Raw genomic sequence first — 13,898 nt, 5'->3', positions numbered from 1 at the left:
TGAGAGAGGCCGAACACCTTCCCGCGATCAGGCGCATCACAGGGATCCTCGACGACATGAACGCTCCCGACTCGCCGTTGCGCGGGATGCTCTCGGCGGACGCCGCGCACCCGCCCCTCGTGCCGGACGCGCTCGAGCTCGCCACGGACGACGTCGTCGTGCCGCCCTCCCACGAGGAGACGATCCTCGCCCTGGTGCGCGAGGTGGCCGACGGCACGGCGGCGCCGTTGTGGTTCAGCCACGAGACGGCCGCCATGCTGCACGGAGCGTGGACGTATCGCACGCCGCAGCTGGTGCATCTGACCCGGGAGTGGAACCCCCGTGTGGACGGGGAGGGCGAGCCGCTGGTGCGCCGGCATCACACGCCGATGCCGCCGTCGGACCGGGCGGAGGTCCGCGACATCCCCGTGACGTCGCTCGCCCGGACGCTGGTCGACTGCATCCGCACTCTGCCGCGCGACGGCGCGCTCGTCGCGTGCGACTCGCTGTTCCGGCTCGGCGCCGACCCGGCGGAGGTCTCCCGCATCATGTCCGCGTCCCGGGGCAAGCGGGGCGTCGTCCAGGCGCGCGAGATCCTCGACCTGTGCGACCCGCGGTCCGGGTCTCCCGGAGAGACGGTGACCAGGCTCGCCGCGGCGGACGTCGGGCTCCCGCGGCCCGAGTGTCAGCTCGCGGTGCCCACCGCGCGGGGCACGTGCTACGTCGACCTGGGGTGGGCGGGCGTCCGCCTCGCGGTGGAGTTCGACGGACTGGTCAAGTACGAGGACGACGCCGAGTCAGCGCTCCACGACGAGGCGGCACGGCAGCGCGCGCTCGAGGCCGCCGGGTGGGTGGTCGTCCGCGTCCGGTGGGAGGAGCTGGGAGACCTCGCGGCGCTGGAGCAGCGGCTGCGCCGCGCCTACCTCGCGGCACGGCGTCGTGCCCTGCTCGGGCTGACGGCCTGAGCGGACCGACTCGTCCTGCCCCCACACGACGGCGGCGGCTGCTCTGCGGAGCGGCCGCCGCCGTCGTCGTGCGCCCGTCGCCCGACCTGAACTACCTCGCCGGGAACCGGACTACCTCGCCGGGAACCGGACTACCTCGCCGGGAACCGGACTACCTCGCCGGGAACCGGACTACCTCGCCGGGATGTGAACTACCTCGGCACGATTGGGACTACCTCGGCAGGGGTTGGACCACCTCGGCGGGGGTGCTACTTCGTGTCCTCCGCGAGGGAGCCGAGGTAGAGGGAGATGACCTTCGGGTCGGACTGCAGCTCGCGGCCGGTGCCGGTGTACGCGTCCTTGCCCTGGTCGAGCACGTAGCCGCGGTCGCAGATCTGCAGGCAGCGGCGGGCGTTCTGCTCCACCATGATGATCGACACGCCGGCCTTGTTGATCATGCGGGTGCGCAGGAACGTCTCGTCCTGGCGCACCGGCGACAGGCCGGCGGACGGCTCGTCGAGCAGCAGCACGGACGGGTTCATCATGAGCGCCCGGGCCATGGCGACCATCTGCCGCTCGCCGCCGGACATGGCCCCGGCGCGCTGGGTGCGCCGCTCGTGCAGCACGGGGAACAGGTCGCGGATGAACGACCAGCGCTCGTCGAACACCTTCGGGCGCAGGTACACGCCCATGCGCATGTTCTCCTCGACGGACAGCGACGGGAACACGTTGTTGGTCTGCGGCACGAACCCGACGCCGCGCGCCACGAGGGCGTTCGCCTTCATGCCGGTGATGTCGTCGCCGCCGAGCGTGACGGTGCCGGAGTGGATCTTCACCAGCCCGAACAGCGCCTTGAGCAGCGTGGACTTGCCGGCGCCGTTGGGGCCGATGATGCCGACCAGCTCGCCCTTGCCCACCTCGATCGAGCAGCCGTCGAGGATGTGCACCCCGGGGATGTAGCCGGCCACGAGGTTGTCGGCGCGCAGCAGGAGCTCCTTGCCCTCGGGCACGCCGCCCGGGTGCGCCTTCGTGGTCAGGGTCGCGCTCTCGGTCATCGCTTCTCCTCCTCGGCCTCGAGGCGGGCCAGGATCTCGGGGTCGAGCAGGGAGTCGTCGCCCAGGTCGGTGTCGTGGTGGGCGCCCAGGTAGGCGTCGACCACGGCCTGGTCCTGCATGACCGACGTCGGCGGGCCCTCGGCCACGATCCGGCCCTCCGCCATGACGACCACCCAGTCGGAGATGTGCCGCACGGCGTGCATGTCGTGCTCGACGAACAGCACGGTCATGCCCTCGTCGCGCAGCGCCTGCACGTGGCCCAGCAGCGACTGCACGAGGGCGGGGTTCACGCCCGCCATCGGCTCGTCGAGCATGATCATCGTCGGGTCGGTCATGAGGGCGCGCGCCATCTCCAGCAGCTTGCGCTGCCCGCCGGACAGCGACCCGGCGAAGTCGCCGGCCTTCGCGTCCAGCTTGAACCGGGCGAGGATCTCCATCGCCTTCTCGGTGGCCGCCTTCTCGTGCGCCCGCCAGGTGAACGGGAGCCAGGAGAGCCAGAACCGCTCGCCGGGGTTCTTCGGCGACGCGAGCAGCATGTTCTGCAGCACGGTGAGCCGCGACAGGGCCTTGGTGAGCTGGAACGTGCGGACCATGCCGGCCTGGGCGACGCGCGCGCCGCTCTTGCCGGCGAGCGAGTTCCCCTCGAAGCTCCAGCGCCCGCTCTGCGGGGTGTCGAAGCCGGTGAGCAGGTTGAAGAACGTCGTCTTCCCGGCGCCGTTGGGGCCGATGAGCGCCGTGATGGCGCCCCGCTGCACCTCGAGGTGGTCGACGTCGACCGCCGTCATGCCGCCGAAGCGGCGCACGACGTCGTCGGCCACGAGGATCGCGTCCGGCTTGGGCGCCCCGACGACGGGCTCGACCTGCGCGAGGTCGTCGCGGGCCTCGGCGGCGACGGCGGAGGTGGGGGCGACGGCGGCCGAGGCCGCCGCGTCGACGACGGACTCGGGCTGGTCGGCCGTGCCGCCGGTCTGGCCGGCCGTGGTCTCTTCGGACATGTCAGCGGACATTGAAGGCCAGCTCCTTCTTGTTCCCGAGGATGCCCTGGGGCCTGAAGATCACGAGGAGCATGAGCGTGATACCCACCAGCATGCCGCCGATCTGCTCCACGTTGGTGGTGCTGATGATGTCGCCCACGCCCGTGTTCTCCGACAGGGCGCGCATCCCGGTCCGCATGAACATGTAGGCGCCGAAGAAGATCATCGCCCCCAGCACCGGCCCGAAGACGGTGGCGGCGCCGCCGAGCAGCAGCACGGTCCACGCGAAGAACGTCATGGTGCGGCCCATCGCGTCGGGCGCGATCGTCAGCGGCAGCACGTAGACGACACCGCCGAGGGAGCCGAGCACGCCGCCCAGCACCAGGGACTGCAGCTTGTACGAGTAGACGTTCTTGCCGAGGGCGCGCACGGCGTCCTCGTCCTCGCGGATGCCCTTGAGCACGCGACCCCACGGGCTGCGCGTGATGAGCCAGACGAACAGCAGCGCCAGCGCGACGAGGCCCCACGCGAAGATCCGGGTCCACCACGAGTCGGAGCCCGTGTTGATGTACTCGAGTGGGCCGATCGACGTGCGCCCGTCCGGCAGCGGCGACAGGTCCTGGAAGGTGCCCTTGAAGTCACGGCCCTGCAGACCGGAGGCGCCGCCGGTCCACTCCTGCAGCCAGGTGGACCGCCCCACCCAGCGGATGATCTCCGCGGCGGAGATGGTGACGATCGCGAGGTAGTCGCCGCGCAGCTGCAGGGTCGGGATGCCGAGCAGCAGCGCGAAGAGCAGCCCCGCGGCCATCGCGACCAGGAGCGCGACGAAGAACGGGGCGCCGGCGATGGTCGCGATGCCGAAGCCGTACGCGCCCAGCAGCATGAAGCCCGCCTGCCCCATGTTGAGCAGGCCCGTGTACCCGAAGTGCAGGTTGAGGCCGATCGCCGCGATGGCGTACGCCGCCGTCGTGGGGGCGATGATCTCGGCGAGCGACTGGGTGAGGATTCTGAGGAACTCGTCCATGGTCGGTCTCCCTTCAGCCGATCCGCTCGCGGCGGCCGAGGATGCCCTGCGGCCTGATCAGGAGCACGAGGATGAGGATCACGAGCGCCGACGCGTACCGCAGGTCGCTCTGGATCACGAGGTTGGACAGCTCGACGACGAGGCCGATGAGGATCGAGCCGACGAGGGCCCCGAACGCGGTGCCGAGGCCGCCGAGCGTGACGGCCGCGAACATCAGCAGCAGGAGCTGCACGCCGAGCTGCCAGTTGAACGACCCGTACGAGATGCCCCACATGAGCCCGGCGAGCGCGGCGAACCCGGTGGCGAGGATCCACACGACGCGGACCACCTTGTCGGGGTCGATGCCGGTGGCCGAGGCGAGCGCCGGGTTGTCCGACACGGCGCGCGTGGCCCGGCCCAGGCGGGTGCGGGTGAGGAACAGCGCGAAGCCGATCAGGCACACCAGCGCGACGACCATCGAGATCCACGACGTGGTGCTGAGCGTGATCCCCAGCAGGGTCAGGGGCCGCGGGTTGGCCGACAGGATGCGCTCCGACCCGCCGCCGATGAGGAGCTGGATCACGTACTGCAGCGTGATCGACAGGCCGATCGACACGATCATCAGCTGCATCACCGGGGTGCCCCTGCGCCGCAGGGGGCGCCAGATCGCGGCGTCCTGCCCGAGGCCGGTGAGGGCGCAGACGGCGATCGTCAGCAGCCCGCCCACCCAGATCGACATGCCCATCTGGTTGATCGTGATGAAGCCGAGCGCGGCGCCGAGGGCGAACTGCTCGCCGTGGGCGAAGTTCGACAGCCCGGTCGTGCCGAAGACGAGGTTCAGCCCGATGGACGCGAGGGCGAGCAGCAGGCCGAAGCGGATGCCCGAGCCGAACTGCTGCCACACCTGGCCCCACGAGAAGGCGCGCTGCGAGGCGTCGCCCTCCGGCGCCGTGGCGACGTCCCCTCCCTCGGTGGTGCCGGTCCCCGTGTCGGAGTCGGCGCCGGTGTCCGCGCCGGGCGCCGGCGTCGTGGCCTCCTCGGAGGGTGCGGTCGTGGCCGCCGCCTCGCCGCCGACCTCGAAGGCGACGCGCCCGGTGCCGCCGGTCTGGGCGGTGACCTCGAGCTCGGTCTCCGCGCCCGCGGGGAGCTTGTCGTCGGCGGGCAGCGACGCCGGGTCGATCGCGACGGTGTACCGGCCGACCTCGGGGACCGCCACCGAGGTGGGGGCGTCGGCCGAGGTGGTGACCGTTTCGTCGAAGCCGCCCGGCCCGGTGATGGTCACCTCGGCGTCGGCGATGCGGTCGCCCGCGTCGTTCATGACGACGACGGCGACGCAGGCGGTCGAGTCGTCGGGCTTGCAGTCCGTCGCGACGTCGGTCGCGACGGTGGTGCCGGTGGCGGCGCTGGTGGTGTGCGCCGTCGTGTCCGTCCCCGGTGTCGCCTGCGCGGGTGGCGAGGCGAGCACTGCGGGTGCGAGGGCGATCGCGAGCGCTGCCACCGTGCGGCGCAGCGCGATCGCCCTGGTCGGTCGGTCCGTCGTCATCGGCCGGGTCCTCCGTAGGTCGGTGTCGTTCCCCGGGCGAGCCCGGGGTACCTACCCGCTCGCCCCGTCGATGCAGGGACACTAAAGGCCCCATGTATCCGCGGAGTTTCGCGAGCGTGCCGCGAGTGTAGCGAGCCCGATGTGACGTAGATGACAGATCTAGGTCACAGTCGTGCATCACGCGGCCGGGATCCGCGCCCCGCCCGCGCCGACCTAGGCTGGCCGGGTGCCCGACGACCTGACCGCCCCCGCAGACCCCGCCACCGCCACCCACCAGGACAGCCACGAGGACAGCCACCAGGACGACGGCGCCGCTCCCGCGCCGGCGCCCGAGCGAGCCCCCGTCGCGGAGCGCCGCCCGACCGTGCGCCGGCACCACGGCGACGAGTTCGTCGACGACTACGAGTGGCTGCGCGACAAGGACTCGCCCGAGGTGCTGGCGCACCTGGAGGCGGAGAACGCGTGGACGCAGGCACAGCTGGCGCACCTGGCACCGCTGCGGCAGGAGGTCTTCGACGAGATCAAGGCGCGCACGCAGGAGTCCGACCTGTCGGTGCCGGTGCGGATGGGCGGGTCCTGGTACTACACGCGCACCGAGGAGGGGCGGCAGTACCCGCTGCACGCCCGCGTGCCCGCCGCGGGGGAGTGGGCGCCGCCGCGCATCGAGCCGGGCACCGTCCCGGCGGGCGAGCAGGTGCTGCTCGACCAGAACGTGGCCGCCGCGGGGCACGACTTCTTCTCGCTCGGCTCGTTCGACGTCTCCGACGACGGCGCGCGGCTCGCGTACGCGGTCGACACCCAGGGCGACGAGCGGTTCACCCTGCGCGTGCGCGACCTGGCCACGGGCGAGGACCTGCCCGACGTCGTCGAGGACACCTTCCCGGGCGCCGTCCTGACCCCCGACGGGCGGTACGTGTTCTACCCGACCGTCGACGAGGCCTGGCGGCCGTACCGGATCTGGCGGCACGAGGTCGGCACCCCGGCGTCCGAGGACGTCCTGGTGCTCGAGGAGCCCGACGAGCGGTTCTGGATCGGCGTCGGGCTCACGCGCTCGCGCCGCTACCTGGTGATCGAGGCGGGCTCGAAGACGACCAGCGAGGCGCGCGTCCTCGAGGCCGACGACCCGACGGGCGACTTCCGCGTCGTCTGGGAGCGGCGCGACGACGTCGAGTACACGGTGGAGCACGCCGTGCTCGACGACACCGACGGCACGCCTCGCGACACGCTGCTCGTGCTGCACAACGACGGCGCGGAGAACTTCGCGCTCGTCGTCACGGACGTCCCGGCGGGCGCCGGCGAGGACGGCGCCGGCCCCGTCGACCCGGCGGCGGCCCGCGTCGTCGTGCCGCACGACCCGGACGTGCGCCTCGAGGGCGTGGACGCGTTCGCCCACCACGTGGTGCTGAGCCTGCGGCGCGAGGCGCTGCCGCGGGTCGCCGTCGTCGACCTGGCCCGCACCACCCCCGACCAGCCCTGGACGGCGCGCGAGATCGACGTCGACGAGCCGCTGTTCTCCATGGCCCTCGACGCCAACCCCGCCTGGGAGCAGCCGCTGCTGCGCGTGCAGCACACGTCGTTCGTCACGCCGACGACGGTGGTGGACGTCGACCTCGCCACCGGCGAGCGGCACGTGCGCAAGCAGCAGCCCGTGCTCGGCGGGTACGACCCGGCCGACTACGCGCAGCACCGCGAGTGGGCGACGGCCGAGGACGGCACGCGGGTGCCGATCAGCCTGGTCTGGCGGCGCGACGCGGTGACGCTCGACGGGTCCGGCACGCGCGCCGAGCCCGCGCCGCTGCTGCTCTACTCCTACGGCGCGTACGAGACGAGCATCGACCCCTACTTCTCCGTGCCGCGCCTCAGCCTGTTGGACCGCGGCGTCGTGTTCGCCGTCGCGCACGTGCGCGGCGGCGGCGAGCTGGGCCGGCGCTGGTACGACGACGGCAAGCTCGCCGCCAAGGAGCACACCTTCAGCGACCTCGTCGCGTGCGGGCGGCACCTCGTCGAGACGGGGTGGACGGCGCCCGAGCGGATGGTGGCCGACGGCGCCAGCGCGGGCGGTCTCACCGTGGGCGCCGCCCTCAACCTGGCGCCCGAGCTGTTCGCGGGCGTGCTCGCCGGGGTCCCGTTCGCCGACGCGCTCACCTCGATGCTCGACCCGACGCTGCCGCTCACCGTCGTCGAGTGGGACGAGTGGGGCGACCCGCTGCACGACCCGGAGGCGTACGCCCGGATGAAGGGCTACACGCCGTACGAGAACGTGCCCGACGACGCGTCGGCGTACCCGCGCGTCCTGGCCACCACCTCGCTGCACGACACCCGCGTGCTGTACGTGGAGCCCGCCAAGTGGGTGGCGCGCCTGCGGGCCGCCGGCGCGCCCGCGCTGCTGAAGATCGAGATGTCCGCAGGTCACGGCGGCGTCTCCGGGCGGTACGCGCGCTGGGAGGAGATCGCGTTCGAGCACGCGTGGACGCTCGACGTGCTCGGCGCGGCCCGCGGGTGAGATCGGGCGTGGCCGATCCCACATCGCGTCGTTGGAACGGCGGGCTCGCCCCGGACGTCGTAACGTCGCGGGGCCGGGGTCGCACGGCCCCGCCTACTCGTCGCTGAGCCGGCTCCGTGCGGGCTCGCACGACCGGCCGTCTGGAGCTCGTGTGTCAGGGAACGCCACCACCAGGTTCGCCAACGTCGCACTGCTGGCCGTGACCAGCAGGATCCCGGCAGGGGTGCGGACCTCCGCCGCGGTGCAGGAGCGGCTCGCGCCCGCCCTGCGGCGCCTCCGGCTGCCCACCACGCTGCTGGAACGGGTCGCCGGCGTGCGGGAGCGGCGCGCTTGGGCCGCGGACGAGGACGTGGACGACGCCACGGTCGCCGCCGGGCGGGAGGCGCTCGCGGTCGCGGGCGTCGAGGCCGCCGACGTCGGCCTGCTCATCAACACCTCGGTGACGCGCAAGCACCTCGAGCCGTCCGTCGCGGTGCGCCTGCACCACGGGCTGGGGCTGCCGTCGTCGGCCGTGAACTTCGACGTCGCGAACGCCTGCCTGGGCTTCATCAACGGCATGAGTCTCGCCGCGGGCATGATCGACTCCGGTCAGGTCCGGTACGCCGTCGTCGTCGACGGCGAGGACGCCGACATCATCCACGACCGCACGATCGAGCGGCTGCTGCGCGAGGACCGCAGCCGCGACGACTTCATGCAGGAGTTCGCGTCGCTCACGCTCGGCTCGGGCTCCGCCGCGGCGGTGCTGGGGCGCGCGGACGAGCACCCGGCCGGGCACCGCGTGCTCGGCGGCGTCACGCGCGCCGCGACGCGGTTCCACGACCTGTGCGTCGGCAGCACCGAGGGCATGTTCACCGACGCGAAGGCGCTGCTCGACGGCGGCCTGGAGCTCGTCGTCGACGCCTGGAAGGACGCCGTCGCCGACTGGGACTGGGCGCGGATGGACCGGTACGTCACCCACCAGGTCTCCCGCGTGCACACGGAGGCCATCGTCGAGGCCGTCGGCCTGGACCGCGCCAAGGTGCCCACCACCTACGAGCGGCTCGGGAACGTGGGCCCCGCGTCCGTGCCGATCACGCTCGTGGAGCAGCAGGACTCGCTGAGCGACGGCGACCGCGTGCTGCTCATGGGCGTCGGCTCGGGCATCAACACCGCGATGCTGGAGCTCGCCTGGTGACGGGACGGACCGCCCCCGTGAACGCCCGCCGCCCCGCCGACACCGTGCCCCCCGGCCTGCCCGGCCTCGACCCGCGGTACAGCCACGTGCTGACCGACGCCACCGGTGCGTCGTGGCACTACCTCGACAACGGCCCCGAGCTCGCCGCGCGCGGGTTCGAGCCCGTCGGCACCGTGCTCGCCGTGCACGGCAACCCCACCTGGTCGTACCTGTGGCGGCGGCTGGTCACCGGCGCCGTGGACGCGGCGGCCGACGGCGGGCCGGCGTGGCGCGTCGTCGCCGTCGACCAGCTCGAGATGGGCCTGTCGCAGCGCACCGGAGAGCATCGGCCGCTCGCCCGCCGCGTCGCCGACCTCGGCGCGTTCACCGACGCGCTCGGGCTGACGGGGCCGGTCGTGACGCTCGGCCACGACTGGGGCGGCGTCGTCTCCCTCGGCTGGGCCGTCGACCACCCCGACCGGCTCGCCGGCGTCGCGCTGCTCAACACCGCCGTGCACCAGCCCGACGACGCGCCGATCCCCGCGCCGCTGCGCCTCGCCCTCGCCGGCCCCGTGCACCGCCTGGGCACGCGCACCACCCGCGCCTTCCTGGACACCACGCTCGCGCTCGCCCGCCCGCGGCTGGCCGCCGACGTCGCCGCCGCCTACCGTCTGCCGTACCTCACCGCCGACGAGCGCGACGGCATCGAGGGCTTCGTCGCCGACATCCCCGTCGATGGCGCGCACCCCAGCGCGGACGAGCTGGACCGCGTCGCGGCCGGCGTCGCCGGGCTGAAGGTCCCCGCCGTCCTGCTGTGGGGGCCGCACGACCCGATCTTCTCCGACCGGTACCTCGACGACCTCGTCCGCCGGCTGCCGCACGCGCACGTGCACCGGTTCGCGGACGCCGGTCACCTGATCGCGGAGGACGCGGACTGGACTCCGCCGGTGCTGTCGTGGTTGTCCTCGCTGTCGGGGGTGCGGCCTGGGGTGCTGTCGGCGGAGGGGTCGGCAACCTCGGGCACGGATGCGTTCACGGGCCCCAGGGGGCCCTCCACTTCGGGACTTCTGACATCCGTGCCCGAGGTTCCCGACCCCTCCGCCTCGCGCATCACCTCGCCGTCCGCGGGGAAGGGGGCTACGGCGTCGTCCGGGTTCGTCCCCCTGTGGGCGGCGCTGGACGGGCGGGCCGACGACGCCGCGCCGGCCGTGCTGGACATGACGACGACGGGCGCGGACGGCGGGCCGTTCACCGCGAGCTGGCGGGCGCTGGACCGGCAGGTGCGGCGCATCGCGGCCGGGCTGCACGGGATCGGCGTGCGCCGGGGCGACCGGGTGTCGCTGCTCGTGGAGCCGGGCCCGACGCTGACCGCCGTGGTGTACGCCTGCCTGCGGATCGGCGCAGTCGTGGTGGTGGCCGACGCCGGGCTCGGTGTGCGCGGGCTGACGCGCGCGCAGCGGGGCGCGTGGCCGCGGTTCGTCGTCGCGCAGCGCAAGGGCCTGGCGGCGGCGCGGGCGCTCGGCTGGCCGGGGGTGCGGATCTCCGCCGAGCCGCTGGCCCCCTCCGTGCGCCGGGCGCTGGGCGTGACCCACGAGCTGGTCGACGTCGCCCGGGCGGGCGAGGGGCGGCCGCTGCCGACGGAGCCCGGCCCGCACGACGAGGCGGCCGTGCTGTTCACGTCCGGGTCGACCGGCCCGGCCAAGGGTGTCGTCTACCGGCACGCCGAGCTGTCCGCGCTGCGCGACGCGCTCGCCGCCCACTTCGACGTCGGCCCGGAGACGGGCCTGGTCACCGGGTTCGCGCCCTTCGCCCTGCTGGGGCCCGCCCTCGGCACGCGGTCCGTGACCCCGGTGATGGACGTGTCCTCCCCGGCGACGCTGACCGCGCGGGCGGTGGCCGACGCCGTGCGGGCGTCCGACGCGCGCATCGTCTTCCTGTCCCCGGCGGCGATCCTCAACGTCGTCGCCACGGCGGACGCCATGGATGACGCCGACCGCGCGGCCCTCGCCCGGGTGGACACGTTCCTGTCGACCGGGGCGCCGATCTCGGCCGAGCTGCTGGGCTCGGCCGCCGAGCTGATGCCCGCCGCGACCGCGCACACGCCGTACGGGATGACGGAGTGCCTGCTCGTCACCGACATCACGCTCGACGGCATCCGCGAGGCCGCCGCGGCGCCCGACGCCGGCGTCTGCGTGGGCCGACCCGTCGGCGGCGGCGAGGTGCTGGTCAGCGCGCTCGACGACGACGGCGCCGCGACCGGGGCGCCGTCCGCGGCCCCCGGGGTGCTCGGCGAGGTGCTGGTGCGTGCCGGACACCTCAAGGAGCGCTACGACCGGCTGTGGCTCACGGACCTCGCCGCCGAGCGCGACACCCCGCCCGGCCGCTGGCACCGCACGGGCGACGTCGGTCACCTGGACGACCGGGGCCGCCTGTGGATCGAGGGGCGCCTGGCGCACGTGCTGCGCACCGCCGACGGGCCGCTCGCCCCCGTGGGGCCGGAGCAGCACGTGGAGCGGGTGCGGCAGGTCCGCCGCGCCGCCGTCGTCGGGGTCGGGCCGGCGGGCGTGCAGCAGCCGGTGGCCGTCGCCGAGACCGTCGAGGGCACGCACGGCCCCGGCCTCGCGCCCGACGGCCTCGCCTCCGCCGTGCGCGCCGCGTCGCCCGTTCGCCTCGCGGCCGTGCTCGTGGTGGGGCGCATGCCCACCGACGTGCGGCACAACTCCAAGATCGACCGCACGCGGCTGGCCGCCTGGGCCGACCGCGTGCTCACCGGCGGACGGGTGGGGCGGCCGTGACGGCCGTCCTGGTGACCGGGGCGTCCGGGCTGCTCGGCAGCGCGGTGGCCCGCGCGCTGGTGGCCCGCGGTAGCGACGTGCGCACGCTGCAGCGGCGGCCGTCGGGCGTCGCCGGCGCGGCGGACGTGCTCGGCTCCGTCACCGACGCGGACGTCGTCGCGCGCGCCGTCGCCGGGGCCGACGTCGTCGTGCACCTCGCGGCCAAGGTCTCGCTGGCCGGGGAGCCGGCCGAGTTCGAGGCCGTGAACGTCGGCGGCACGCGGACCCTGCTGGACGCGGCGGCGCGCGCAGGCGTCCGCCGGTTCGTGCAGGTGTCGTCCCCGTCGGTCGCGCACCTGGGGACGTCGCTGGTCGGCGTCCCCGCCACGGCGGCCGACCCCGAGCACGCCCGCGGGGAGTACGCGCGCACCAAGGCCGCGGGCGAGCTGCTGGCACTGGGCCGCGACGGCGCGGGCGCTCCCGGCGGGGACGGCGACGGCGTCGGGCCGCGCGTCGTCGCCGTCCGGCCGCACCTGGTGTGGGGGCCGGGGGACACGCAGCTCGTGGAGCGCGTCGTCGACCGCGCCGCCCGCGGCCGCCTGCCCCTGCTGGGCCACGGCGCGGCGCTCATCGACACCCTCTACGTGGACAACGCCGCCGACGGCATCCTCGCGGCCCTCGACCGGCTGGGCGACGCGCCCGACGTCGTCGGCGGGCGCGCGTACGTGCTGACCAACGGCGAGCCGCGCACCGTGGCCGACCTGCTGTCCGGCATCTGCCGGGCGGCGGGGGTGGAGCCGCCGGCGTGGCGGGTGCCCGCCGGGCTGGCGCGGGCGGCCGGCGGCCTCGTGGAGGCGCTGTGGCGGGTGCGGCCCGGCGTCGACGAGCCGCCCATGACCCGCTTCCTGGCCGAGCAGCTGTCCACCGCGCACTGGTTCGACCAGCGCGCCACGCGGCGCGACCTGCGCTGGACGCCCGCGGTGGGCGTCGACGAGGGGCTGCGGCGCCTGGCGGTGCACTACGGCGGCACGGCACCGGCCGCGGCGGAGGGCTCAGGGCCGGACGAGGCGTAGCGGCTCCCCGCCGGCCCGCACCGTGACGGTCTGGCCCCAGGTCGCCACCAGCCGGTCGTCCTCCATGCCGTCGCCGAAGACGACGAGCCGGTCGGAGGCGACCGTGAGCGCGACGTCGTCGCCCGGCTCCACCGTGCCCTCGGTGAGCGATGTCCCGGTGCCGGGGGACGGCCACGCCTCGCGGACGAACCAGCCGAGCCGGTCGTCCGTCCGCCCGGGCGCGGCCCGCCCGCCGCGGTCGTGCGCGAGCGACGCCCACCAGCCGGTGGCGCCCGTCCCGGTCGCCACGAGCAGCCCCGACGACGACTGCCGCTCCTCGCCCGCCGCGCATCGCAGCGCGTACCGCGCGCTCTGGTGGGACGGGTGGCCCACGAAGACCTCGTTGAGCGCGGTGAGGCGCTGGCCGTCGTCGAGCTCGGCGCGCACCGTCGTGAGCGCGTCGACCGGCAGCACGGCCGCCCGGTCGGGCGCGCCGCCGGGCGCGGGACCGTCGAGGTCGCCCAGGAGCCGCGCGGCCGCCGCGACCGAGTGCCGCACCAGCACGCCGGGGTTGGTGCCCGGCTCGGGGTCGACGCCGAGCACCGGCTGGCCGTGCAGGTACTTGGCCGCGTTCGCCACCAGCCCGTCCTGGCCCACCACCACGACGACGTCCTCCGGCGCGACGAGGAACCGCGACAGGTCGGCGCGCTCCACGTCCGCCCGCGCCCAGGAGGCCGGTAGCGCGGACACGACGGCGTCGCGCGCGGCGGCCAGCGCGTCGTGCCGCTGCTGCACCTCGGCGAGCGTGCGGCCCCGGGAGCGCAGGAAGAACTCGGCCTGCCCGCGCGTGCCGTGCCGGTCCAGCAGCTCGTCGAGCTCGGTGCGGCGGTGCACGACGACCGCCCGTCGGCGCAGCAC

General features: G+C 74.6%; 10 protein-coding genes. 5 read left to right on the top strand and 5 right to left on the bottom strand.

Going from position 1 to position 13,898, the window contains the following annotated elements; translation table 11 throughout:
- Positions 1-56 precede the first annotated feature (56 nt).
- Positions 57-944, top strand: coding sequence for a hypothetical protein (locus AAG589_RS17765; RefSeq protein WP_430568604.1), 888 nt, complete (start codon positions 57-59; stop codon positions 942-944).
- 248 nt (positions 945-1,192) lie between these two features.
- Here AAG589_RS17765 and AAG589_RS17760 read toward each other — a convergent pair whose 3' ends face one another.
- From AAG589_RS17760 to AAG589_RS17745, 4 genes are read right to left on the bottom strand one after another with little or no spacing between them, the layout of a single operon-like run.
- Positions 1,193-1,978 (bottom strand): ABC transporter ATP-binding protein, encoded by a 786-nt coding sequence (locus tag AAG589_RS17760; protein ID WP_430568603.1) that lies wholly within the window; start codon positions 1,976-1,978, stop codon positions 1,193-1,195.
- Complete coding sequence (locus tag AAG589_RS17755) at positions 1,975-2,973, bottom strand: ABC transporter ATP-binding protein (protein ID WP_446719758.1); 999 nt, start codon at positions 2,971-2,973, stop codon at positions 1,975-1,977. The genes AAG589_RS17760 and AAG589_RS17755 overlap by 4 nt, the downstream gene beginning before the upstream one ends.
- A 1-nt stretch (position 2,974) precedes the next feature.
- Positions 2,975-3,976: a branched-chain amino acid ABC transporter permease gene (locus AAG589_RS17750; protein ID WP_430568602.1), complete on the bottom strand. Its 1,002-nt coding sequence runs from the start codon at positions 3,974-3,976 to the stop codon at positions 2,975-2,977.
- Positions 3,977-3,989: 13 nt separating this feature from the next.
- On the bottom strand, positions 3,990-5,498 hold the full coding sequence (locus AAG589_RS17745; RefSeq protein ID WP_430568601.1) for a branched-chain amino acid ABC transporter permease: 1,509 nt from the start codon (positions 5,496-5,498) through the stop codon (positions 3,990-3,992).
- Between the two features lie 364 nt (positions 5,499-5,862).
- On the opposite strand from AAG589_RS17745, the gene AAG589_RS17740 reads away from it, so the two are divergent.
- From AAG589_RS17740 to AAG589_RS17725, 4 genes are all read left to right on the top strand, one after another.
- Positions 5,863-8,001, top strand: coding sequence for a S9 family peptidase (locus AAG589_RS17740; protein ID WP_446719764.1), 2,139 nt, complete (start codon positions 5,863-5,865; stop codon positions 7,999-8,001).
- Positions 8,002-8,152: 151 nt separating this feature from the next.
- Complete coding sequence (locus tag AAG589_RS17735) at positions 8,153-9,175, top strand: 3-oxoacyl-ACP synthase III (RefSeq protein ID WP_430568599.1); 1,023 nt, start codon at positions 8,153-8,155, stop codon at positions 9,173-9,175.
- On the top strand, positions 9,172-11,949 hold the full coding sequence (locus AAG589_RS17730) for an alpha/beta fold hydrolase (protein WP_430568598.1): 2,778 nt from the start codon (positions 9,172-9,174) through the stop codon (positions 11,947-11,949). The genes AAG589_RS17735 and AAG589_RS17730 overlap by 4 nt, the downstream gene beginning before the upstream one ends.
- A complete protein-coding gene (locus AAG589_RS17725) occupies positions 11,946-13,001 on the top strand; it encodes an NAD-dependent epimerase/dehydratase family protein (protein WP_430568597.1) in 1,056 nt (351 codons plus the stop codon). The genes AAG589_RS17730 and AAG589_RS17725 overlap by 4 nt, the downstream gene beginning before the upstream one ends.
- Here the strand turns inward: AAG589_RS17725 and AAG589_RS17720 are convergent.
- Complete coding sequence (locus AAG589_RS17720) at positions 12,981-13,898, bottom strand: hypothetical protein (RefSeq protein WP_430568596.1); 918 nt, start codon at positions 13,896-13,898, stop codon at positions 12,981-12,983. The genes AAG589_RS17725 and AAG589_RS17720 overlap by 21 nt on opposite strands.

Origin of the sequence: Isoptericola sp. F-RaC21 (genome assembly GCF_038593535.1) — a bacterium.
In the GTDB taxonomy this organism is placed as follows: Bacteria; Actinomycetota; Actinomycetes; order Actinomycetales; family Cellulomonadaceae; genus Isoptericola.
The sequence above is the reverse complement of the archived record's forward strand: the minus strand, read 5'-3'. Positions and strand labels throughout refer to the sequence as shown.